Annotated in this window: 14 protein-coding genes and 1 pseudogene; 9 read left to right on the top strand and 6 right to left on the bottom strand. The window is 72.9% G+C overall.

What is annotated here, in order from left to right:
- Positions 1-45: 45 nt before the first annotated feature.
- Both K7472_RS11980 and K7472_RS11975 read right to left on the bottom strand, forming a co-directional pair.
- On the bottom strand, positions 46-684 hold the full coding sequence (locus K7472_RS11980) for a cyclase (protein ID WP_222977019.1): 639 nt from the start codon (positions 682-684) through the stop codon (positions 46-48).
- Positions 685-849: 165 nt separating this feature from the next.
- Positions 850-2,448 (bottom strand): APC family permease, encoded by a 1,599-nt coding sequence (locus K7472_RS11975; protein WP_222977018.1) that lies wholly within the window; start codon positions 2,446-2,448, stop codon positions 850-852.
- Positions 2,449-2,885: 437 nt separating this feature from the next.
- On the opposite strand from K7472_RS11975, the gene K7472_RS11970 reads away from it, so the two are divergent.
- Together K7472_RS11970 and K7472_RS11965 are read left to right on the top strand one after the other, a co-directional pair.
- Positions 2,886-3,251 carry a bifunctional 3-phenylpropionate/cinnamic acid dioxygenase ferredoxin subunit gene (locus K7472_RS11970; RefSeq protein ID WP_222977017.1) on the top strand — a complete coding sequence of 122 codons (366 nt, stop codon included), beginning with the start codon at positions 2,886-2,888 and terminating at the stop codon, positions 3,249-3,251.
- An 11-nt stretch (positions 3,252-3,262) separates the two neighbouring features.
- Positions 3,263-4,390, top strand: coding sequence for an aromatic ring-hydroxylating oxygenase subunit alpha (locus K7472_RS11965; protein ID WP_222977016.1), 1,128 nt, complete (start codon positions 3,263-3,265; stop codon positions 4,388-4,390).
- Positions 4,391-4,458: 68 nt separating this feature from the next.
- On the opposite strand, the gene K7472_RS11960 is transcribed toward K7472_RS11965, so the two are convergent.
- On the bottom strand, positions 4,459-5,256 hold the full coding sequence (locus tag K7472_RS11960; protein ID WP_222977015.1) for an IclR family transcriptional regulator: 798 nt from the start codon (positions 5,254-5,256) through the stop codon (positions 4,459-4,461).
- A gap of 119 nt (positions 5,257-5,375) precedes the next feature.
- On the opposite strand from K7472_RS11960, the gene betA reads away from it, so the two are divergent.
- The 5 genes and pseudogenes from betA to K7472_RS11935 all read left to right on the top strand — a co-directional run bounded on the left by betA (position 5,376) and on the right by K7472_RS11935 (position 14,626).
- Complete coding sequence (gene betA / locus K7472_RS11955; RefSeq protein ID WP_222977014.1) at positions 5,376-7,055, top strand: choline dehydrogenase; 1,680 nt, start codon at positions 5,376-5,378, stop codon at positions 7,053-7,055.
- A 79-nt stretch (positions 7,056-7,134) separates the two neighbouring features.
- Positions 7,135-9,615, top strand: coding sequence for a GcvT family protein (locus K7472_RS11950; protein ID WP_222977013.1), 2,481 nt, complete (start codon positions 7,135-7,137; stop codon positions 9,613-9,615).
- A complete protein-coding gene (locus K7472_RS11945) occupies positions 9,612-10,850 on the top strand; it encodes a sarcosine oxidase subunit beta family protein (RefSeq protein WP_222977011.1) in 1,239 nt (412 codons plus the stop codon). Before K7472_RS11950 ends, K7472_RS11945 begins: the two co-directional genes overlap by 4 nt.
- 14 nt (positions 10,851-10,864) lie before the next feature.
- Positions 10,865-14,010 (top strand): annotated as a pseudogene (locus K7472_RS11940) (sarcosine oxidase subunit delta family protein).
- Positions 14,000-14,626 carry a sarcosine oxidase subunit gamma gene (locus K7472_RS11935; RefSeq protein ID WP_222977009.1) on the top strand — a complete coding sequence of 209 codons (627 nt, stop codon included), beginning with the start codon at positions 14,000-14,002 and terminating at the stop codon, positions 14,624-14,626. The pseudogene K7472_RS11940 and the gene K7472_RS11935 overlap by 11 nt, the downstream one beginning before the upstream one ends.
- Here K7472_RS11935 and K7472_RS11930 read toward each other — a convergent pair.
- On the bottom strand, positions 14,615-15,973 hold the full coding sequence (locus K7472_RS11930) for a chloride channel protein (protein ID WP_222977008.1): 1,359 nt from the start codon (positions 15,971-15,973) through the stop codon (positions 14,615-14,617). The genes K7472_RS11935 and K7472_RS11930 overlap by 12 nt on opposite strands.
- Positions 15,974-16,381: 408 nt before the next feature.
- Here K7472_RS11930 and K7472_RS11925 point away from each other — a divergent pair, with 408 nt between their 5' ends.
- Together K7472_RS11925 and K7472_RS11920 are read left to right on the top strand one after the other, a co-directional pair.
- Positions 16,382-17,110, top strand: a complete 729-nt coding sequence (locus K7472_RS11925) for an ABC transporter ATP-binding protein (protein ID WP_222977007.1) — start codon at positions 16,382-16,384, stop codon at positions 17,108-17,110.
- The gene (locus tag K7472_RS11920) at positions 17,107-18,807 is read left to right on the top strand and encodes a hypothetical protein (RefSeq protein WP_252395471.1); all 1,701 of its coding nucleotides are present in this window, start codon (positions 17,107-17,109) and stop codon (positions 18,805-18,807) included. Before K7472_RS11925 ends, K7472_RS11920 begins: the two co-directional genes overlap by 4 nt.
- Positions 18,808-18,870: 63 nt before the next feature.
- On the opposite strand, the gene K7472_RS11915 is transcribed toward K7472_RS11920, so the two are convergent.
- Together K7472_RS11915 and K7472_RS11910 are read right to left on the bottom strand one after the other, a co-directional pair.
- Positions 18,871-20,322 carry an amino acid permease gene (locus K7472_RS11915; protein WP_222977201.1) on the bottom strand — a complete coding sequence of 484 codons (1,452 nt, stop codon included), beginning with the start codon at positions 20,320-20,322 and terminating at the stop codon, positions 18,871-18,873.
- A 206-nt stretch (positions 20,323-20,528) separates the two neighbouring features.
- Positions 20,529-21,485 (bottom strand): hypothetical protein, encoded by a 957-nt coding sequence (locus tag K7472_RS11910; RefSeq protein ID WP_222977006.1) that lies wholly within the window; start codon positions 21,483-21,485, stop codon positions 20,529-20,531.
- Between the last annotated feature and the right edge of the window lie 238 nt (positions 21,486-21,723).

Raw genomic sequence — 21,723 nt, 5'->3', positions numbered from 1 at the left:
TTCCGTGGGCCCGGCGCGGCAGGGCGTGCCGGGCCCACGGGTGGTTCAGTCGACGGCGGTCGTGGTGAGGGCGGGGCTGGCGGGGGCGTAGCAGGCGGTGGGGACGTTGACCTTGAAGAAGCTGACGCTGACACTCGCGTTGAAGGTCAGGCCCGGGTTCGCGTAGCCGCTGCCCGCTATGGCGGTCGTGACGCTGCCGCCCGAGGCGCCCGCGGTCAGGTCGAGGGTGAGGGTCGGCAGGGTGAAGGTGGCGCCGCCCGAGACCGGTCCCGGCACGGTCACCACGACGTTCCCGCCCTGCACGGCGACGGACGCGCCGGAGCCCGCGCCGGAGCCGCCGGACAGCGACTCGCCGGTGAGGGCGGCACCGGAGGGCACCGGGACGGACAGCTTGATGCCGCTGATGCTGGAGACGGTGTAGCCGCTGACCGAGGTCGGCACGGTGAGCGCGCCGGGGGCGAGGGTGACGGTGAAGGCGCTGCCCGCGGCCACGGTGGCCGGTGCGGTGCCGTTGACGCCCGCGTCGAGGCTGAAGGTCTGGGCGCCACCGATCGGCGGGGTGGCCTGGCAGGAGAAGCCGACGGGGGTGTCGGCGGCGAGGGCGGGGCCCGCGGCGAGGCCGGCCGCCGCGAGTGCGGCGGCGCCGACGAGGGAGAACCGGGCAAGGACGGATCCGGGTCGCATGCTTGCTCCTCGTGTCCCGTGGGGGTGTGCCGCGCCGTCGGGCGCGGCAGGACGACCACAGGATGCGGCGCTTTACCGGAGGTAACAAGAGGCGTGCGAAGTCTTCGTCGAGGTGGTGCGGACGGCATCCCGGATGCCGTCCGCCCGACACCTCCTGGTCACCCGTCAGGCCTCGGGGACCACCAGTTCCTCCGCCACGGGCTCGGCCGGCGGCGCGGCGGCCGGTTCCTTGTGACGGTGCGTCAGGTACAGCCCGGCGCCGACCGCCACGATCACGGCGACGAAGACCACCGCGCCCCACTGGAAGTACCAGTGGTCGTTGCCGTAGACGGCGGCACGCGGCCAGGCGAGGTTGACGGTCATCGCGGCGCCGTACAGCACGGCGAAGGCGTTCACCGGCAGGCCCCAGCGGCCCAGGTTGAAGTACGGGCCGTGGTCGGGCCGCGGCCACTGGCCGCGCAGCCTGCGCAGCAGCATGGGAACGGTCACCATCAGGTAGGGGATGTAGAACAGGATGATGGCGACCGAGGTCAGGATGTAGAAGACGCGCTGGTTGCCGATGTTGACCAGCAGCAGCGCGATGGTCAGCACACCGGTGAGCACCGCGGGGACCACCGGCGTCTTCGACTTCGGCGAGACCCGTGCGATCGACGCGCCGAACGGCAGCCGCCCGTCGCGCGCCATCGCGAACAGCAGCCGGATCGCGGCCGTCTGCACCGCCAGGCAGCACACCGTGATGGCGATCGCCGAGCACACCAGGAAGACGTTGCCGAGCCCGTTGCCGAGGGTCGACTTGATCAGGTAGGGCATGCCGAGGGTGCCCAGCTGCTTGGCGTTGATGTCGCCCACCGCCATCATGCCGACGAGCATCAGCAGCCCGCCGGCGAGGAACGCGGCGGTCAGCGCGCGCAGGATGGCACGCGGCGCGTGGCGGCGCGGCTCCCTGGTCTCCTCGGCGAGCGATCCGGCTGTGTCGAAGCCGTAGAAGACGTAGGCGCTCATGATGGACGCCACCAGGAACGCGCCGAGATATCCCATCGACTGCCCGGAGCCCGTGCCCGCGGTGTGCATCACGACCTGCGGGCCGCGGTGGATGTGGATGGCCAGCATGACGATCAGCAGGGTGACGCCGATCAACTCCACGGCCACACCGACGTTGTTGATCTTCGCCATCAGCCGGACGCCGATGATGTTGACGAGCGTGGTGAACACCACGAGGCCGAGGGCGAGCAGGATGGCGTTCTTCGCGCCGTTCGGCGTGGACGTCAGTCCCGCGTCCGCCGAGCCGCCGACGATCTGGAAGGCGAGCGAGACCTGCGGAAGGATGATCTGGTACGCGACGGCCACGGCCGCGGCGGTCACCACCGCGCCGATGGTCATGACCCAGCCCGCCATCCACGACGTGGCCGGGCGGGCGATGTGCTTGGACCACTGGTAGACACCGCCGGCCAGCGGGAACTGGCCGGCCACCTCGGCGAAGCACAGCGCCACCGCGCCCTGCCCGATGAAGACCAGCGGCCAGGACCAGATGAACGCGGGCCCGCCGGACCCGAATCCGAATCCGAAGAGCTGGAAGACGCCGGTCATGATCGAGATGTAGCTGAATCCGGCGGCGAAGCTGGAGAAGGAGCCGAGCGAGCGTTCCAGCTCCTGGCGGTAACCGAAGCGGGCGAGGTCGTCGCTGTCGCCGCCCGGCGGTCCTTGGGTCTGCGCCGACGAAGGCGCGTCCGGTCTCGGGGTCGCCGGGTTCGCGGGTTGGCTCATGGGTCGCTCCAGGGCGGAAGGGGGCAGCTACGGGATGGCACGCGTCGGCCGGGGACGACCGCGACGTCCGGGTCCGTACCGCTTCCTCCTCCGTTGCGCATGGCGGAACGATTCCCTGTCGCGCAACCGAATCCGACCAGCATGGGGATCCCTCTTCAGGACGTCAAGGGTCCTTCCGGGAATCACCGGGGTGCGCGCCGCCCCGGCTGCTACCCACCTCGCGCGGACTAAACCCGGGATTGCGGTGGGGTCGCTCGCGATGTCGCGCACGGTGGGTGCGGCCCCGGCGACCAGGGCGGGCGGGGCGGGGTGCCGAGGCGGCGGCGCGGACGTGCGCTCGCGGCCTGTTCTCGTGTCTTGACGCCGTTCCGGACCGCCCCCACACTGGCCCGAGTTGCGGATCCCGCACTTCGTTTCACTATACGCACCGAGGTGTCATGATGATTCCCGTGTGCCGTCTCGCGGATCTGCCGCGAGGCGAGGCCTTCCGGCTGGAGACCGACCCCCCGGTCGCGGTGTTCCACACCGAGGACGGCGAGTTGTTCGCCGTCGACGACACCTGCACCCACCAGGATGCGGCGCTGTCCGACGGCTGGGTGGAGGGGCGGGAGGTCGAATGCCCGCTGCACGCCTCGAAGTTCGACCTGTGCACCGGCGCCGTCAGCACCCCGCCCGCCCGGCTGCCGGTCCGTACCCACCACGTGGTGATCGAAGGCGACGCGGTGTACGTGGTGTTGTCCGACGCGCCGCCGAACCTGCCGCCGTGCGCGCTGCGCCGACCGGTGCTCGGTGAGGCCACGTGACGGAGCCCGCCGTGACGCGGAGCGCGTTGCCCGGGAGCCTGATCGCGACCTTGCCGGGCGGCCACTACACCTCCGCCGAGGTCTTCGCCGCGGAACAGCGCGGGATCTTCGAGGCGATGTGGTTCTGCGCGGTGCGCGCGGCGGACCTGGCCACGCCCGGCGCGTACCGCACGGTCACCGTGGGCCGCGAGTCGGTGCTGCTGGCCAGGGGCCGCGACGGGCGGGTGCGGGCGTTCCTCAACGTGTGCCGGCACCGCGGCGCGCGGTTGTGCACGGAAGAGTCGGGCGAGGTCAGGCGGGCGTTCCAGTGTCCGTACCACGCCTGGACCTACGACCTCACCGGCAGGCTGACCGCCGCGCCCAACCTGACGCGGATGCCGGACGTCGACCGGACGACGTTCGGGCTCGCGGCCGTCGCGGTGCGCGAGTGGCTGGGGTACGTGTGGGTGTGCCTGGCCGACGAGCCGCCCTCGTTCGAGGAACAGGTGGTCGGCGAGGTGGTGGCACGGCTCGGGGACACCGAGTCCATCGAGCGGTACGCGGTCGAGGGCCTGGCGGTGGGCAGGCGGATCACCTACGACGTGCGGGCCAACTGGAAGCTCGTGGTCGAGAACTTCATGGAGTGCTACCACTGCGCCACCATCCACCCCGAACTCACCGACGTGCTGCCGGAGTTCGCGGACGGGTACGCCGCGCAGTACTACGTGGGCCACGGCGCCGAGTTCGGCGCGGCGGTCGAGGGCTTCACGGTGGACGGCTCGGAGGGCCTGGAACGCATTCCCACGGTGGCGCCGCACCAGGACCGCCGCTACTACGCCATCACCATCAAGCCGCAGGTCTTCGTCAACCTGGTGCCGGACCACGTGATCGTGCACCGGATGTTCCCGCTCGCGCCGGACCGCACGGTGATCGAGTGCGACTGGCTCTACCTGCCGGAGGTGGTCGCCGCGGGCCGGGACCTGAGCCGCTCGGTGGAGCTGTTCGACCGCGTCAACCGGCAGGACTTCGCCGCCTGCGAGCGCTGCCAGCCGGGGATGTCGTCACGGCTGTACGCGGCGGGCGGTGTGCTGGTGCCCAGCGAGCACCACATCGGCGCCTTCCACACGTGGGTGCGCGGCCGTCTGGGCGGCGGGGAATGACGGCGGGCCGCCGTGCGGAGCCGGTGCTCCCCGCACCGCGGCGTCCCGCCTCGGCCACGGCGTGCGGTTCAGCCCAGCCAGCCGAGCCGGTGGCTGATCTCCCGCGCCCCGTCCAGCAGGACCGGCACGAGCCCGCGCATGCGGTCCTCGGAGAAGCGGTAGCCGGGGCCGGAGGCGCTGACGGCGGCGACCACCGCGCCGTCCCGCGCCCGCACGGGCGCGGCCATCGCGTTCAGTCCGACCTCGAACTCCTCGTGGGTGGTGGAGTATCCGCGCTCGCGGACCCCGGCCAGTTCCTTGTCCAGCGTGCCGCGGGAGGTGACGGTGGCGGGGGTGAAGCGTTCGAGACCGGCCTCGGTCAGCAGCCGGGCGCGTTCTTCGGCGGACAGTTGCGCGAGCAGGACCTTGCCGCTGGAGGTGGCGTGCAGCGGGGTGAGCTGGCCGACCCAGTTGTGCGCGGTGACCGCTCCGGGGCCGCGCACCTGGTGGAGGTTGATGGCATATGTCCCCTCCAGCACCGCGACGTTGACGGTCTCGCCGAGGTCCTCCGCGAGGCGCTCGCAGACCCGGCGGCTGACCTGGGTGATGTCGATGCGGTCGGTGACCGCACCGGCGAGGCGGACGATGCCGAATCCCAGACGGTACTTGCCACGCTCGCCCGCCTGTTCGACGAGGTCGCGGGCCTCCAGGGCGGCCAGCAGCCGGAACGCGGTGGACTTGTGCACGTCGATCTGCGCGGCCACCTCGCTCACCCCGGCCTCGCCGCGCCGGGCGAGGATCTCCAGGACGCTGACGGCGCGGTCCACGGACTGGACCCCCGCGGTGCTCTGCCTCGCGGATTCGGCGGCTCCGGTGTGGTTGCTCATGACGCAACTATACGCATGCGTGGCCCAGTTGTTGCGTTGCTCGCAACGCAGTGCGCATCACGGCACCCGCAGAAGGCACACCGCCCATCGCCCACCGCACGAGGGAGACGAGACAGCACATGACGCTCCAGACGACCTACGACTTCGTCATCGTCGGTGGCGGTTCGGCCGGCAGCGCGCTGGCGAACCGGCTCTCCGCGGAGCCGGGCAACCGCGTCCTGGTGCTGGAGGCGGGCCGCTCCGACTTCCCGTGGGACGTCTTCATCCACATGCCCGCGGCGCTCACCTTTCCCATCGGCAGCCGTTTCTACGACTGGGGCTACGCGTCGGAGCCCGAGCCGCACATGGGCGGGCGGCGCATCCACCACGCGCGCGGCAAGGTGCTGGGCGGCTCCAGCAGCATCAACGGCATGATCTTCCAGCGCGGCAATCCCATGGACTACGAGCGCTGGGCCGCCGACCCGGGCATGAAGGCGTGGGACTACGCGCACTGCCTGCCGTACTTCAAGCGCATGGAGAACTGCCTCGCCGCCGACCGGGACGACCCGTTCCGCGGCCGGTCGGGGCCGCTGGTGCTGGAGCGCGGGCCCGCGACCAACCCGCTCTTCCCCGCGTTCCTGGACGCCGTCCAGCAGGCGGGCTACCCGCTCACCGACGACGTCAACGGCTACCGCCAGGAGGGCTTCGCCGCCTTCGACCGCAACGTGCACCGCGGCCGCAGGCTCTCGGCAGCCCGCGCCTACCTGCATCCGGTGATGGGCAGGCCCCATCTGGAGGTGCGCACCCGGACTCTGGTGACCCGGGTGCTGTTCGAGGGGAAGCGGGCCACCGGTGTGGAGTTCCGGCAGGGGCGCGGTCCGGTGCGGCGGGTGCGCGCGGGCGAGGTGATCCTGTGCGGCGGCGCGATCAACTCCCCCCAGCTGCTCCAGCTTTCCGGCGTGGGCAACGCGGCCGACCTGAGCGCGCTGGGCATCGAGGTGGTGCGCGACCTGCCGGGTGTCGGTGCCAACCTCCAGGACCACCTGGAGGTGTACGTGCAGCACGCGTGCAGGCAGCCGGTCTCCGTGCAGCCGTACCTGAAGTGGCGGTACCGGCCCTGGGTGGGATTCCAGTGGCTCTTCCTGCGCCGGGGCCCGGGTGCCACCAACCACTTCGAGGCGGGCGGCTTCGCCCGTGGCAACGACGACGTGGCCTACCCGAACCTGATGTTCCACTTCCTGCCGATCGCGGTGCGCTACGACGGTTCGGCTCCGGCCGGAGGCCACGGCTACCAGGTGCACATCGGGCCGATGTACTCCGACGCGCGCGGCAGTGTGCGGCTCAGGAGCCGTGATCCGCGGGTCAAGCCCGCACTGCGCTTCAACTACCTCTCCACCGAGCAGGACCGGCGCGAATGGGTGGAGGCGATCCGCACCGCCCGCCACATCCTGGGGCAGCCCGCGCTCGACCCGTACAACGGCGGCGAGATCTCGCCGGGACCGGGCGTGGAGAGCGACGAGGCGATCCTGGACTGGGTGCGCCGGGAGGGCGAGACCGCGCTGCACCCCTCGTGCACCTGCCGGATGGGCACCGACGACATGGCGGTCGTGGACCCGGACACCCTGCGGGTGCACGGTCTCGACGGCCTGCGTGTGGTCGACGCCTCGGTCATGCCGTACATCACCAACGGCAACATCTACGCGCCGGTGATGATGACCGCGGAGAAGGCCGCCGACCTCATCCTGGGCGCCGAGCCGCTGCCTCCGGTGGAGGAACCCTACTACCGCCGCCCGGACGCCACCGAAGCAGAACGAACTTGACGCCAGCTCAATTGCGCTGAAAAGCAGGCCGGTTGAAGCGAGACACCGCAGAGGAACACCGGAAGGCGAGGGAGTGGCGATGGCTGGTCCGCGAGTGGTCATCATCGGGGCGGGGGTGGTCGGCGCGGCGGTGGCCGACGAGGCCTCCGCGCGCGGCTGGAGCGACGTCACGGTCGTGGACCAGGGCCCGCTGCCGGCCACCGGCGGCTCGTCGTCGCACGCGCCCGGCCTGGTCTTCCAGACCAACCCCTCCAGGACGATGACGGGGATGGCCCGGGACACGGTGGCGAAGTTCGGCTCGCTGGACGTCGACGGCCGGCCCTGCTTCCTGCCGGTCGGCGGTCTGGAGGTGGCCACGAGTCCCGAGCGCCTGGCCGAACTGCACCGTCGGCACGGCTGGTTGACGGCGTGGGGCGTCGAGGGCCGGGTGGTCGGGCCCGAGGAGTGCGTGGCGCTGCATCCGCTGCTGGACCGCCAACGGGTGCTCGGCGGGCTGCACGTGCCCAGTGACGGCCTGGCCGACGCCGTGCTCGCGGTGGAGGCGCAGATCCGGGCGGCCCGCTCGCGTGGGGTGCGCTTCCTTCCCGGTCACGAGGTGCTGGACGTGCGCACCGCGAACGGCCGCGTCACGGGCGTCGTCACCGACCGGGGCGAGATCCCGGCGGACGTCGTGGTGTGCTGCGCGGGCATCTGGGGTCCGCGTGTCGCGCGCATGGTGGGCATGGAGCTGCCGTTGGTCCCGCTCGCCCACCAGCTGGCGTGGACCGGGCCGGTGCCCGCGCTCGCCGGGCAGGCCGACGAGGCGGTCCGGCCCATCCTGCGCCACCAGGACGCCGATCTGTACGTCCGGGACCGCTTCGACCGCCTGGGCATCGGCAGTTACGGCCACCGTCCGATGCCGGTCTCCCCCGACGCCATCGCCTCCGTCGCGGACGCCGAGGTCATGCCGTCGGTGCTGCGCTTCACCGAGGGCGACTTCGCCGAGGCATGGGCCGAGACCCGCGCGCTGCTGCCCGCGACCCGGGAGGCGAAGGTCGAGGAGGGAATCAACGGGCTGTTCTCGTTCACCCCGGACGGCATGCCGCTACTGGGCGAGTCGTGCGACGTGCGGGGCTTCTGGGTGGCCGAGGCGGTCTGGGTCACGCACTCGGCGGGCGTCGGCCGGGCGATGGCCGAGTGGCTGGTGGACGGCCACTGCTCCTCGTACGACCTGCACGAGTGCGACGTCAACCGCTTCGAGGAACACCAGCTCTCACCGCACTACGTCACGGCTCGCGGCTGCCGCAACTTCGCCGAGGTCTACGACATCATCCACCCCCTGCAACCGGCGGGCGAGCCACGGCCGTTGCGCACCAGCCCGTTCCATCCCCGGCAGGAGGCGCTGGACGCGGTCTTCCTGGAGGCGTCCGGCTGGGAGCGCCCGCAGTGGTACGAGTCCAACGCGCGTCTGCTGGCGGGGCGTTCGGTGCCCACGCCGAACGAGTGGGCGGCACGGTACTGGTCACCGGTGGTCGGCGCCGAGGCGCTGGTGACCCGGGAGACGGTGGCGCTGTACGACATGTCGTCGCTCAAGCGGATCGAGGTGACCGGCCGGGGCGCCGTGGGATACCTGGAACGGCTGACCACCGGCGTCATGGACAAGTCGGTGGGATCGGTCACGTACACCCTGATGCTGGACGAGGACGCGGGCATCCGCGGCGACATCACGGTGGCCCGGCTCGGACCCGACCGCTTCCAGGTCGGCGCGGGCGGCAACCTGGACCTGGACTGGCTGCGCGGGCACCTGCCGGACGACGGTTCCGTGGTGCTGCGTGACGTCACCGCCGGGACGTGCTGCGTGGGGCTGTGGGGACCGAGGGCGCTTCAGGTGCTGGCGCCGCTGGCCGACCGGGACTTCTCCGACACGGCGCTGCGCTACTTCCGTACGCAGCCCGCGTACGTCGGCCCGGTGCCGGTCACCGCGATGCGGCTCAGTTACGTGGGAGAGCTGGGGTGGGAGCTGTACACCACGGCCGACCTGGGCCTGAGGCTGTGGGACACGCTGTACGAGGCGGTCGTGGCGCACGGTGGGATCGCGGCCGGGCGCGGCGCGTTCAACAGCCTGCGTCTGGAGAAGGGGTACCGGGCCTTCGGCACCGACATGACCTTCGAGCACGACCCGTACGAGGCGGGGCTCGGGTTCGCGGTCCGTGCGGGCAAGACCGGCTTCGTCGGCCAGGCCGCGCTGGAACGGCGGCGCGAGCGGGTGCGCCGCCGCCTGACCTGCCTGACCGTGGAGGACCCGGTGTCGGTGGTGATGGGCAAGGAGCCGGTCCTCGACGGACCGCGTCCCGTGGGATACGTCACCAGCGCCGCCTTCGGCCACACCATCGGCACGGGCATCGCGTACGCCTGGCTGCCGGCAGAACTTGCCGTTCCTGGGCGCGAGTTGACGATCCGCTACTTCGACCGTGACGTGCCCGCCCGGGTCGCCGAGGAGCCGCTGTTCGACCCGTCGATGATCCGTATGCGCGGCACGCCCGCCCCGGGCGACGTCACGCCGCCGGTGGTGACGCGGTGAGCGCGGGCACCCGGCCGCCCGGCGCGGACCTGCCCGAGCACCCCGACCACCTGTGGCGCGAGCCCGACCCCAAGCGCTCCTACGACGTGGTGATCGTCGGCGGCGGCGGGCACGGCCTGGCCACCGCGCACTACCTCGCCCGAGCACACGGCATCACCAATGTCGCCGTGCTGGAACGCGGCTGGCTCGCGGGCGGCAACATGGCGCGCAACACCACCATCATCCGCTCCAACTACCTGTGGGACGAGAGCGCCGCCGTGTACGAGTTCGCCCTGAAGCTGTGGGAGGGCCTGGAGGCGGAACTCGACTACCCGCTGCTGTTCTCGCAGCGCGGCGTGCTCAACCTCGCGCACAGCCTCCAGGACGTGCGCGACAGCGTGCGCCGGGTGGAGGCCAACCGGCTGGGCGGGATCGATGCCGAGTGGCTGGACGCCGACGGGGTCCGCGAGGTGTGCCCGATCGTCGACATCTCGCCCGCCGCCCGCTACCCCGTGCTGGGCGGCACGTACCAGCCGCGCGCGGGCATCGCCAAGCACGACCACGTGGCGTGGGCCCTGGCCCGCTCGGCGGACGCGGCCGGGGTCGACCTGATCCAGGGCTGCGAGGTCACCGGCATCGACGTGCGCGGCGGCCGGGTGACCGGCGTGCGCACCACGCGCGGGTCGATCGCGGCCGGTCGGGTGGCGCTGTGCGCGGCCGGGCACACCTCGGTCCTCGCCGCCATGGCGGGCTTCGAACTGCCCTTGCAGAGCCACCCGTTGCAGGCCCTCGTCTCCGAGCTGCTGGAGCCGGTCCACCCCACCGTGGTGATGTCCAACGCCGTGCACGTCTACGTCAGCCAGGCGCACAAGGGCGAGCTGGTGATGGGCGCGGGCATCGACGCGTACACCGCGTACACCCAGCGCGGCGCGTTCCACGTCGTCGAACGGCAGATGGCCGCCGCGCTGGAGCTGTTCCCGGTCTTCGCCCGGGCCCACGTGCTGCGCACCTGGGGAGGGATCGTGGACGTCACACCGGACGCCTCGCCCATAGTCGGCCGCAGCCCGGTGGCGGGCCTCTACCTCAACTGCGGCTGGGGAACGGGCGGTTTCAAGGCCACACCGGGCGCGGGCGCGATCCTGGCGCACACCGTCGCGCACGACGAACCCCATCCGCTCGCCCGGCCCTTCTCCCTCGACCGATTCACCACCGGCGCGCTCGTGGACGAGCACGGCGCCGCCGCCGTGGCCCACTGAGGAGCGTGACCCCGATGCTGCTCATCCCCTGCCCCTGGTGCGGCCCGCGCGACGAGGCCGAGTTCACGTACGGCGGCCAGGCACACGTGCCCTACCCGCGGGACCCGGCGGCGCTGACCGACGAGGAGTGGGCGCGCTACCTGTTCTTCCGCGACAACCCGAAGGGGCCGCACGCGGAGCGGTGGTGTCACACGATCTCCTGCCGCCGCTGGTTCAACGTCGTCCGGGACACCGCGACCAACGAGGTCCTCGCCGCCTACCGCATCGGCGAAGCCGGGCCGGTGATCTCCTGATGCCCCGTCAACTTCCTTCTAGCGCACATCCGTTCCGGTTGCCGACCGGTGGGCGTATCGACCGCTCACGCACCCTGACCTTCCGCTTCGACGGCGTCGCGTACACCGGCCACCCCGGCGACACGCTCGCCTCCGCGCTCCTGGCGTGCGGTGTGCGGCAGGTGGCGACGAGCATCAAGCTCGGGCGTGCGCGCGGGGTGTTCGGCGTCGGCAGTGAGGAGCCGAACGCGCTGGTGCGGATCGAGGCGCCGTACGCCGAGGCGATGGTCACGGCGACCACGGTCGAGCTGTGCGAGGGCCTGGTGGCGTTCGGCCTGCCGGGGCGCGGCCGCCTGCCCGACGGGCCCGATCCGGCGCGTTACGACGCGGTATACGCGCACTGCGACGTGCTGGTGGTCGGTGCGGGCCCGGCGGGACTGGCCGCGGCACTGGCCGCCGCGCGCACCGGGGCCCGGGTCGTACTCGCCGACGAGAACGGGGAGTTGGGCGGCAGCCTACTAGGCCGGGGCGCGGCGGACGACTGGGGGGCGCGGGCACGGGATGAGCTGGCCGGGTTCCCGCAGACGCGGGTGCTGCGGCGCACGACGGTCTTCGGCTACTACGACGACAACTACCTGCTCGCGCTGGAGCGCCGCACCGCGCACCTGGGCGCCGCCGCCCCCGCGCACGTCTCGCGCGAACGCGTCTGGCGGATCAGGGCGGGCCGGGTGGTCCTGGCCACCGGCGCGCACGAACGCCCGATCGCCTTCGCGGACAACGACCGCCCGGGCGTGATGCTCGCCTCGGCCGCGCGGGCGTACGTCCACCGCTTCGGGGTCGCTCCGGGACGGCGGGCGGTGGTGTTCACCGCGTGCGACAGCGGCTATCCGGCCGCCCTCGACCTCGCGGCGGCCGGGACCGAGGTCGCCGCGATCGTGGACGCCCGCCCGCAGGCGGGCCTCTGGGCGCAACGGGCACGCGACGCGGGCCTGCCGGTACGTGCCGGGCACGCGGTCACCGGGACGTCGGGCGACCCGTGCCTGACGTCGGTGGCGGTACGGGAGCTGCGCGACGGCGAACCCACCGGCCCCGTAGCGGTGGTGGACGCCGACACGCTGCTCGTCTCCGGGGGCTGGAATCCCACGGTGCACCTGTTCAGCCAGGCGGGCGGCACGTTGCGCCACGACCCGGCGCGGGTGGCGTTCGTGCCCCGGGAGTGCCGTCAGGCGGTCGAGGTCGTGGGCTCCGCGGCGGGCGCGTTCACACTCGCCGAGTGCGTGGCGGACGGAGCCCGCGCCGGGGCCCGTGCCGCCAACAGGGAGGCCACAGAAGCCGACTTGGGTCACGTCCTCGCCCCTCCGCCCGACCCCGACGACATCGGTGGCGGCGCTCCCCCGGTGCCGCTGTGGCTGGTCCCCGGTCCCGACGAGCCGCGCACGCACTTCGTCGACCTGCAACGCGACGTCACCGTGGCCGACCTGAGGCGGGCGACCGGCGCGGGACTGAGCGGCGTCGAGCACCTCAAGCGCTACACGACCGCGGGCACCGCGCACGACCAGGGCAGAACCTCCGGCGTCCTGACCACCGGCGTGGCCGCGCACCTGCTGGGCGTGGAGGTGTCCGCGCTGGGCACGACCACGTACCGGCCGCCGTACACGCCGGTCCCCTTCGCCGCGCTCGCCGGGCGGGACCGGGGCGCGCTGCACGACCCGGTACGGGTGACCGCGCTGCACGACCAACACCTGGCGCGCGATGCCGTGTTCGAGAACGTCGGCCAGTGGAAGCGGCCCTGGTACTACCCGCTGGCCGGGGAGGACATGGCGGCGGCCGTCGCGCGCGAGTGCCGGGCGGCGCGGGAGGGCGTGGCGTTCATGGACGCCTCCACCCTGGGGAAGATCGATGTCCAGGGGGCGGACGCCGGGGTGTTCCTCGACCGGCTCTACACCAACATGATCAGCACCCTGAAGCCGGGCAGGATCCGGTACGGGGTGATGTGCCGTGCCGACGGCATGGTCCTCGACGACGGCACGGTGCTGCGGACAGCCGACGACCGCTTCCTGGTCACGACCACCACGGGCAACGCGGCGGCCGTGCTGGACTGGATGGAGGAGTGGCTTCAGACGGAGTGGCCGCAGCTGCGGGTGCACTGCGCCTCGGTCACCGAGCAGTGGGCCACCGTCGCCCTGGTCGGCCCGCGCTCACGCGACGTCCTGTCGGCCCTCGCGCCCCAACTCCCTTCTTCTTCGGACGACTTCCCCTTCATGGCGTGGCGCGACACCCGGGTGGCGGGCGTGGCCGCGCGGGTGTGCCGGATCAGCTTCTCCGGCGAGCTGGCCTACGAGATCAACGTCCCACCGTGGTACGCGCCGCACGTGTGGGAGGCGATCGCGCGGGCCGGCGCACCGTACGGGATCACCCCGTACGGCACCGAGACGATGCACGTGCTGCGCGCGGAGAAGGGGTATCCGGTCGTCGGACAGGACACCGACGGCACGGTGACGCCGCAGGACCTGGGGCTCGGCTGGGCGGTCTCCGCGAAGAAGCGGGACTTCGTGGGCAAGCGTTCGCACGCCCGCGCCGACACCGCGCGCCCGGACCGCAAGCAGTTGGTGGCGCTGCTGCCGGACGACCGGCACACCCTGCTGCCGGAGGGTGGGCAGGTGGTCGCCGACGCCCCGCTGCCCGCGCCCCCGGTGCCGATGCTCGGGCACATCACGTCCAGTTACCGCAGCACCGCGCTCGGCCGCACCTTCGCGCTGGCCCTGGTGCGCGGCGGACGCGAACGCGTCGGGCAGCGCATATACGTGCCGGTGGGATCCGTCCTCGTACCGGTGACGGTCGCGGAACCCGTCCTCTACGACCCGGAAGGGGCCCGCCGTGACGGCTGACACCGAGCAACCCCTCGCACCCGTCAGCCCGCTGGTGAGGTACGCGGGGCGCTTCGCGGCCGTGACCCGGGCCTCGGGCGGTGCGGTGCGACTGGCGGAACTGCCACTTCTGGCCCAGCTGTCGGTGCGGCTGGACGCCAAGGGACCGGCGGCCGAGGCGGTCCGGTTCGCGCTCGGCCTGGCGCTTCCGGTGGAGCCCGACACCGTGGCGTTCTCCGATGAGTTGGCGGCGTTGTGGCTCGGGCCCGACGAGTGGCTGGTCGTCGGACGGCCCGGCTCGGCCGCGGGGCTGGAGGAGCGCCTGCGGGCCGCCGTCGCCGGGGAGCACGCGGCGGTGACCGACGTCTCCGGGCAGCGCACCACCGTACTGGTCGGCGGGGCCCGTGCCCGCGACCTGCTGGCGCACGGCTGCCCGCTGGACCTGCATCCGCGGGCGTTCGGCCCGGGCCGCTGCGCGCAGACCACGCTGGCGCGGGCAGGCGTGCTGCTCGCGGGACGCGACGAACACCGGCCCGGATACTGGCTGTTGACGCGATCGTCGTTCGCCGGGTACGTGGCCGACTGGCTGCTGGACGCGGCGACGGAATACGTCGCTGACGCGACGTCAATTACGTGAGGTCGCCTGCCGCGTCGGCGGGCTCGCGGTCTCCTGGCGCAGGCGCAGGCGGGTGGAGAGCACGTAGGAGACCACCACCGCGACGATCACCAGCGGCATCACGGTCAGTCCCGGCTTGCCCAGCAGCAGCGTGGCCAGCAGCACCGAGGTCATCGGCAGCCCCAGCATCGCCACGCACATCGCGCCGATGCCCATGGCGAAGCCCGCGGTGACCGGCAGCCCGCCCGCGTGCGACAGCGCGGTCCCGCCGACCGCGCCGACGAACATCGCGGGGAAGATCGGGCCACCGCGGAAGGCGCTCAGCGACACCCCGTACGCCAGCGCCTTGCAGACCAGCAGGAGCACCAGCGCCCCGACGGTGTACCCAGCGCGGTGCTCCAGCAGCGGGTCGAGGGAGTTCTGGCCGGAGTACAGGACGTCGGAGACGGTGTGGCCGGTGCCCTGCGCGTAGGCGACCGTCAGTCCGGCCACGGCCAGGCCCGCCAGCACGCTGAGCGGCAGCCTGCGGCGCGCCACGTGCGGGCGGATCATCAGCGCCACCCACCGCACCCCGGCCCCCGCCAGCGCCGCGCCCAGGCCGATGACCAGGGCCCAGCCGAACTGCGCGGCGTCCGGGGTGCGCGCGGACGGCACGTGGTGCAGGGCGAGGGAGTAGGTGCCCAGGCCCGTCCAGGAGCCGAGACCGGTGAAGATCAACGCGCCGATCCCGGCCGCCAGCAGTCCGGGCACCAGGACCACGCCCAGCATCGTGCCGCCGAGCCCCGACGCCTCCATGAGCAGGAACGCGCCGAGCAGCGGCGAGCCCAGCAGCGCGCTGACCGCGGCGAAGCTGCCCGCCCCGGTGATCACCCGGGTCGCCTGGTCCGGCAGGTCGCGGCCGGTCAGCCGCACCGCGCCCAGGGCCAGCCCGCCGCCCAGCGCGATCAGCGGGGCCTCGGGGCCCAGCACCACGCCCAGCGCCAGCGAGGCGATCGCGGCGATCACGATGCCGGGCAGGTCGGAGACCGCCGAGACCCCCTTGGTCGACATCCCGTCGGCCGGCTCGTGTCCTCCGGTGCCGGGCAGGTAGCGCAGGGTCAGCGCGACCAGGGCGCCGCTCAGCGCCAGCGCGGGCACCGGCCACCACACCGGTGTGCCGTGGAAGCCGAGGCCGCGCGGCAGGTCGTGGAAGACGAGGTCCTGGAGTTCGTGCACCAGGGCGAGGAATCCGTAGGCGGCAGCCGAGACCGGCACGCCGACGACGGCGGCCACCAGCAGCACGACGAGATAGCCGCGGGTGCGCACCGAGTCCCGCGGATCGGGCGCGGCTCGGGGCGGCGGCGCGCCGTCCGGTGCGGGCTGCGACATCTGCCGTGCCTCCTCGCCGGGTGAGCGCGAGGCGCCGTCCGGCGGGCGGACACCGGTCCGCCGCGGGGAGCCTCCCGGCCACCGTGACACGGCCCGCGCCCGGGCGCCGTCACGGAAGGGCCGATCGTGTGATGCCCGGCCGGCGCGCCCGTACGTCCGCGCCGACCACGGGCAGCCGCTGGCCCGCACAATGCCGTCGACCACGAGCAACCGACGACCGCACGGTGCCGACGACCGCGGGCAGCCGACGACCGCACGCCGCCGCCGACCGCGGGCAGCAGGTGTAGCACGGTGCCGCGGGCAGCCGGTGACCGCCCGCGTCCGCCGACCGTGGACAATGGCCGGGCCGCCCCAGGGGGACCACGGGGGCGGCCCCTTCCGCCCGTGGTCTGACGAGGAGCCCGGCCCATGCCCGAGGACGCACCGCTACTACGGCTGACCGGCGTCAGCCGGACCTACGCGCGGCGCGAGGTGCTGCACCGGATCGACCTCGACCTGTCGGCGGGCGAGTGCGTGGCGCTGCTCGGCCACAACGGCTCGGGCAAGTCCACCCTGCTGCGGATCGCCGCGGGCCGCGACACCCCGACCACCGGCACGGTGACCTTCGACGGTCTGCCGATGGACGAGAACGACCCGCGGGTGCGGGCCCGGGTCGCGGTGGTCGGCGACACCGCCGCCTGCTACCCGGACCTGACGGTCCGCGAGCACCTGCAACTCGTCGCCGTCGCGCACGGCGTGGACGAGGCGGAGGACTGGATCGACCACGTCCTCGCCGACCGGCTGCTGTCCGAGCACGCCCGGTCGCTGCCCGCTGCCCTGTCCTCCGGGCAGTTGCAGTCGCTGCTGCTGGCCACCGCGCTGGTGCGGCCGCGTGACCTGTTGCTGCTCGACGAGCCCGAGCAGCGTCTCGACCCGGACGCGCGCAGGCGGCTGGCCGAACTGATCGCGGCCGAGACCGAGGGCGGGGTCGGCGTGCTGCTGGTCACCCACCACGCGGAGCTGGCGCGTTCGGTGGCCGACCGGGTGCTGGTGCTGCGCGACGGCGCGCTCATCGCGGACGGCACCCCCGACGAGGTGCTGACCGGCGGCGCCGACGGGGTGACCTGGCTCGGCGGGGACGCGGAGGGCGGCCGGTGAGCGGCGATCCGGTGAGCGGGGCCGCAGGGGCGGCGGACGCCGACGAGGCGGACGGTCACGCCGCCGCCTGGTCGGCGGAGGACGACTGGACCGATGAGGCGCTGCGGCTGCTGCGCGACCTGCGCGCGCCGCACCGCCGCAAGCGCGCGGGCCAGGTCGCGTACGTCCTCTACTGCGTCCTGCTGCTGCTCGTGGTGTGGGGCGCGCTGCCGAGCCTGGGGCTGTTCCTCCAGGCGTCGATGGGCGCCGACTACACCGGGTACGGCTCCGGGCTGCTGGCCGCGCTGCCGTCCGGGGCGTGCGCGCTGGGCGTGGGATGCCTGCTGCTGGGCGCGCGCGACGCGTTGTGGCGCGGCCCGGTGGTGCCGCCCCGGGAGAGCGTGGACTGGCTGCTGGCCCAGCCGGTGCGGGTCGGGCGGGTGCTGCGGCCGTGGCTGTGGATCACCTCGTCGGTCTCGGCGGCGGCGGGTGTGCTGGCGGCGGCGATCGGGATGGTCGCCCTGGGCCTGACCTGCCGGGTCGGGCTGCCCGCCGCCTTCGGGTGGTGCCTGGTGGGGGCGGTGGGGCTGCCGTTGCTGGCCGTCGCGCTGGGCATGGCCGTCGAGCACGGTCCCCGGGTGGCGGCCTGGACGCGCAGGCTGACGCCGTACGCGACGGTGGTGTTCCTGGCGCTCGTGGCGCAGTGCGGGCTGGCGGTCGGCGGGCACCGGGTGGGCTGGCTGGAGCGGATCGAACTGTGGTCGGGGCCGTGGGGCTGGGCCGGGCTCGCGGCGCTGTCGCCGACGCGGGCGGCGGTGCCGGGCGGGCCGGTCGCGGCCGGGCTGCTGGTCGTCGTGGTCGCCGCCGCGGTCACCGCGGCCCGCCGGGCGGCCGGCACGCTGCCGCTGGCGACGGTACGGCAGCGCTCCCGCACCGCCACCGGTGTGATGACCGCACTGCTCACCGTGGAACTGCGCACCGCGCGCCAGGTGGCCTCCGGTGCGGCGGGCGGCGGACGCCCGGCCCGCTTCCGGCTGCCCGCCCCGCGCCGGGCGTGGCTCGCGGTGCCGTGGCGGGACGCGCTGGCGCTGCTGCGCACCCCGGGCCGCCTGGGCCGCGCGCTCGTGCACGCCGCGCTCGCCACCCTCGCCGCGGTCGTGGCGGCCGGGGCACACGGCGGGACGGCGGTGGCCGCGACGGCGGTCGCGCTGGCCTTCGCCTACGGCGCGGTCGCCCAGGTGCTGGAGCCCGCGCGGCTGGAGACCGACGACACCCGGCGCGGCTCCTGGTCGCCGTACCCGTACCGCTGGCTGATGCTGCGGCACGCGATCCTGCCGGGGGCGCTGGCCCTGCTGGGGGCGTGCGCGGTGTGCGGGGTGACGTTGTGGCTGGGGGCGGGGGCGCGGGCCTTCCTCGCCCCGGCGGCGGTGCCGCCGCTGGTCGCGGCCGGGCTGGTCAACGCCTGCCGGGGGGCGACCAAGCAGCACCTGCTGCTGTCGCCCGCGCAGTCCCCCACCGGCAGCATGGGCCCCGTGCTGTTCCTGCTGTGGTACGCGGCCGGGTCGCTGACGGCGATTGTCGCGATGGTCCTGCCCTTCACCCTCGCCCTGCGCCACGGCACCGCGGGCTCGGTGGTGACCGCGGCGGTGATGGCCGCGGTCCTGGCGGCCGCGCTGCTGCGCTGGACGGTGGACCGGGCGAAGTCGCTGACCGCGTAGGACGCGAAGGCGGCCGGTGCGCGATGCGCACCGGCCGCCTGGGACAAGCGAGTTGACGCTACGTCAGATCAGGTCCATCGCCGCGACCTCGTCCGGCGTGCCGTAGCTCACCGGGCCCTTGAAGCGCCTGCGGGCGGTAGCGAACCACCAGACGGTGGCGATGACCAGGACCGCGCCGAGCGCCACGGGGGCGTAGTTGAAGGACTTCGCGGTGATCGGCGAGGCCTGCGGCAGCATGAACAGCACGCTGCTCAGCACGATCCACACCACCGCGACAGCCGCCACCGGCTTGCCGTAGCGGCCCAGGTTCCACGGGCCGGGCTGGAAGGTCTCCAGCCGCAACCGCAGGAAGATCGGCACCGCGTAGGCGAGGAAGAGACCGACGACGTTCACGCTCACCACGGCGTAGAAGGCGGTGTCGGACCACCAGCCGGGCACCACCAGGATCAGGGAGCACACGGCGGCGAGCCAGACCGCCTTGACGGGGGTGCGGGTGCGGGGTGAGACGGTGTGCCACCAGCGGGAGCCGGGCATCGCGCCGTCCCGCGAGAACGCGAAGATCTGGCGGGTGTTGCTGGTCATGTTGGCGAGGCCGCAGAAGAGCATGGCGCCGATGACGATGAGCAGCAGCAGCTTGGCCGTGCCGTTGCCGAGCGCGTCGATGAGGATGCGCACCGGCGGGGCGGCGGCGGACGCCTCGCCCGCGTAGTCGCGGACGGCGTAGACCAGGGCGAGCATGAGGACCAGCCCGGTCAGCGCCGAGTAGCCGATGGCACGCATGATGCCCTTGGGCGCGTTGACGGTGGCCTGGACAGTCTCCTCCGACATGTGGAAGCTGCCGTCGAAGCCGGTGAACGTCCAGCTGGTCACCAGCAGACCCAGCATCCCGGCGTACAGGCTGGAGGAGAAGCCGGTGTTGTTGGCGAAGTGGCCGACGAACGAGACCGGTTGGTGGTGCGAGGGTACGGCGATCAGGCACACCACGATCACCACCATGCCGACCAGCAGCCACCACACGGAGATCCGGTTGAGCAGGGCGACCAGCTGCACGGTGTAGGTGTTCGCCAGCGCCTGGAGCAGCAGGATCACGGCGGTGATCAGCACACTGCGCTGCGTCGTGACGTGGTAGTGCGGCCACTGCATCGCGATGAAGGCCTGGATGAAGGTGGCGGCGGCGAAGTCGGTGGCCGCCGTGCCGCCCACCTGCCCGACGAAGTTGAGCCAGCCGGTGTACCACGACCAGGCCCCGCGGTGCCGTTTGGCCAGCTTGCCCGCGGAGAAGTACAGCGCACCGCTGGTCGGGTACGCGGAGGCTATCTCGCCCATCGCGGCGCCGACGAACAACACCATCACGGCCACGCCGATCCAGCCGAAGACCAGGATGCGCGGGCCTCCGGCGTTCATCCCCAGGCCGAAGGAGGAGAAGATGCCGGAGATGATGTTGATGATGGTGAACGAGATGGCGAAATTGTCGAACGCGCGGAATCTGCGCGTGAGTTTCCGCGGGTAGCCCATCGCGTGCAGCGTCTCGTCGTCGTCCAGCGTGGCCGGCGGGGCGTGCCGCCCGGCTTTCGGACGGGAAACGCGGGATGGGGAGATGCGCTCGGACACAACCGCGAACCTTTCTGGGGGGACGGACGGTTACCGGCGTCGCCACGGACATCACCGGGGTGAAAGCACGGGCGGATGAAGGGGATTGCAGGGGAAATCGGGGGTCGGCGTCACGTCCCGGCCGGGACCGGCAGTCCGCAGGAGCGCCTCGCCTTCGTCAACTGCTCGTCCGGAGCGCCGAACACACTCCACGGCATGCGCGAGGCGTACGGTCCCATGGCCGTGAAGACCTCGCGGGCCTCCAGTTCGCGCCGCGCCATGAACAGCGCGTGCGCCAGATAGGCCAGGTCGAGCACCGGGGTGAAGCGGTAACCGCCCACCGTGGGGAGCCAGTTGTGGTAGATCGCCATCGCGGTGGACCGCCACTGGCTCTGTTCCCAGGTCCGGTCGGCCAGGGGGACGGCGGAGTTGTACTCCTCGACCAGGGCCACCAGCGGGAGTAAGCGCAGGGCCGAGGTGGCCGGGGCGCGGTGGCTGAGGAAGGACGCGACGTCCCACCGGGCGCTGGCCGATCCGCCGTAGCGGGTGAAGAAGAAGGACAGGAAGCGGTGGTGAGCCTCGCGGTGCCAGGGGTCGAGCCGCAGGATGCGGGCGAACAGGTACCACGGTCCCGGCGGTCCGGTCAGCAGTCCCTGCGGCGCGGGGTCGGCGGGCCGGGTGAGCCGGGCCAGGGCGAGCTGGGCGACCCAGGGCGTCGGGTCCTGCGGCCACAGGGCGGCGGCGCGTTCGCACGCGGTCTCCGCTATCCGGGTCAGCGCCGGGGCCCGGTGATCGCCCGCGTCGGCCATCCGCAGGGCGCGCAGCATCGCCACCCGCGCCCACAACAGGGCTGATTCAGCGCTGGGTTCCTCGGCCAGCCAGCGCTCGGCGAGGTCGGAGTCGGCGGCCTCGGAGGCGAGCACGAGCGAGCGGTGGGCCCGCAGGTCGAAGTCGTCCCGGGCGTCCAGCAGCACCTGTTGTGCGCTGAAGTACCGTCCCGCCCGCACATCCGTGCAGGCCCGGGCCAACTGGCCGTCGTCGGCCGCCGGATGCCAGACGTACTGCCCCTCGAACGAGCCAGCGGCCATGTCCCCCCTCCCGACGACACCGATCACACGCGAACGCACACGAAGTCGCCATGGAACGCAGTGGATCGACTCCACTGATCACCCGGCGGTCAGGCACACCCTACTCATCTTCATCTCATGGTGAAACCAGTCGCCCGGTATATCTGATTGCACATCATTTCCGACAGTGGGCCTTGAAGTCACCCGCGGTTGTCCGTACGGGCAATCCCAGGGCAGCGGCCGGTGGTTCTTCAAGGCT

Source organism: Streptantibioticus parmotrematis, from assembly GCF_019890615.1.
Classification (GTDB): Bacteria; Actinomycetota; Actinomycetes; order Streptomycetales; family Streptomycetaceae; genus Streptantibioticus_D; species Streptantibioticus_D parmotrematis.
This window is presented reverse-complemented; position numbering and strand designations above follow the sequence as displayed.

Coding starts and splice junctions, on each gene's coding strand:
- K7472_RS11925 (WP_222977007.1), top strand. CDS start 16,382: ATGCCCGAGGACGCACCGCTACTACGGCTGACCGGCGTCAGCCGGACC.
- K7472_RS11970 (WP_222977017.1), top strand. CDS start 2,886: ATGATGATTCCCGTGTGCCGTCTCGCGGATCTGCCGCGAGGCGAGGCC.
- K7472_RS11910 (WP_222977006.1), bottom strand. CDS start 21,485: ATGGCCGCTGGCTCGTTCGAGGGGCAGTACGTCTGGCATCCGGCGGCC.
- K7472_RS11960 (WP_222977015.1), bottom strand. CDS start 5,256: ATGAGCAACCACACCGGAGCCGCCGAATCCGCGAGGCAGAGCACCGCG.
- betA (WP_222977014.1), top strand. CDS start 5,376: ATGACGCTCCAGACGACCTACGACTTCGTCATCGTCGGTGGCGGTTCG.
- K7472_RS11975 (WP_222977018.1), bottom strand. CDS start 2,448: ATGAGCCAACCCGCGAACCCGGCGACCCCGAGACCGGACGCGCCTTCG.
- K7472_RS11950 (WP_222977013.1), top strand. CDS start 7,135: ATGGCTGGTCCGCGAGTGGTCATCATCGGGGCGGGGGTGGTCGGCGCG.
- K7472_RS11915 (WP_222977201.1), bottom strand. CDS start 20,322: ATGGGCTACCCGCGGAAACTCACGCGCAGATTCCGCGCGTTCGACAAT.
- K7472_RS11980 (WP_222977019.1), bottom strand. CDS start 684: ATGCGACCCGGATCCGTCCTTGCCCGGTTCTCCCTCGTCGGCGCCGCC.
- K7472_RS11930 (WP_222977008.1), bottom strand. CDS start 15,973: ATGTCGCAGCCCGCACCGGACGGCGCGCCGCCGCCCCGAGCCGCGCCC.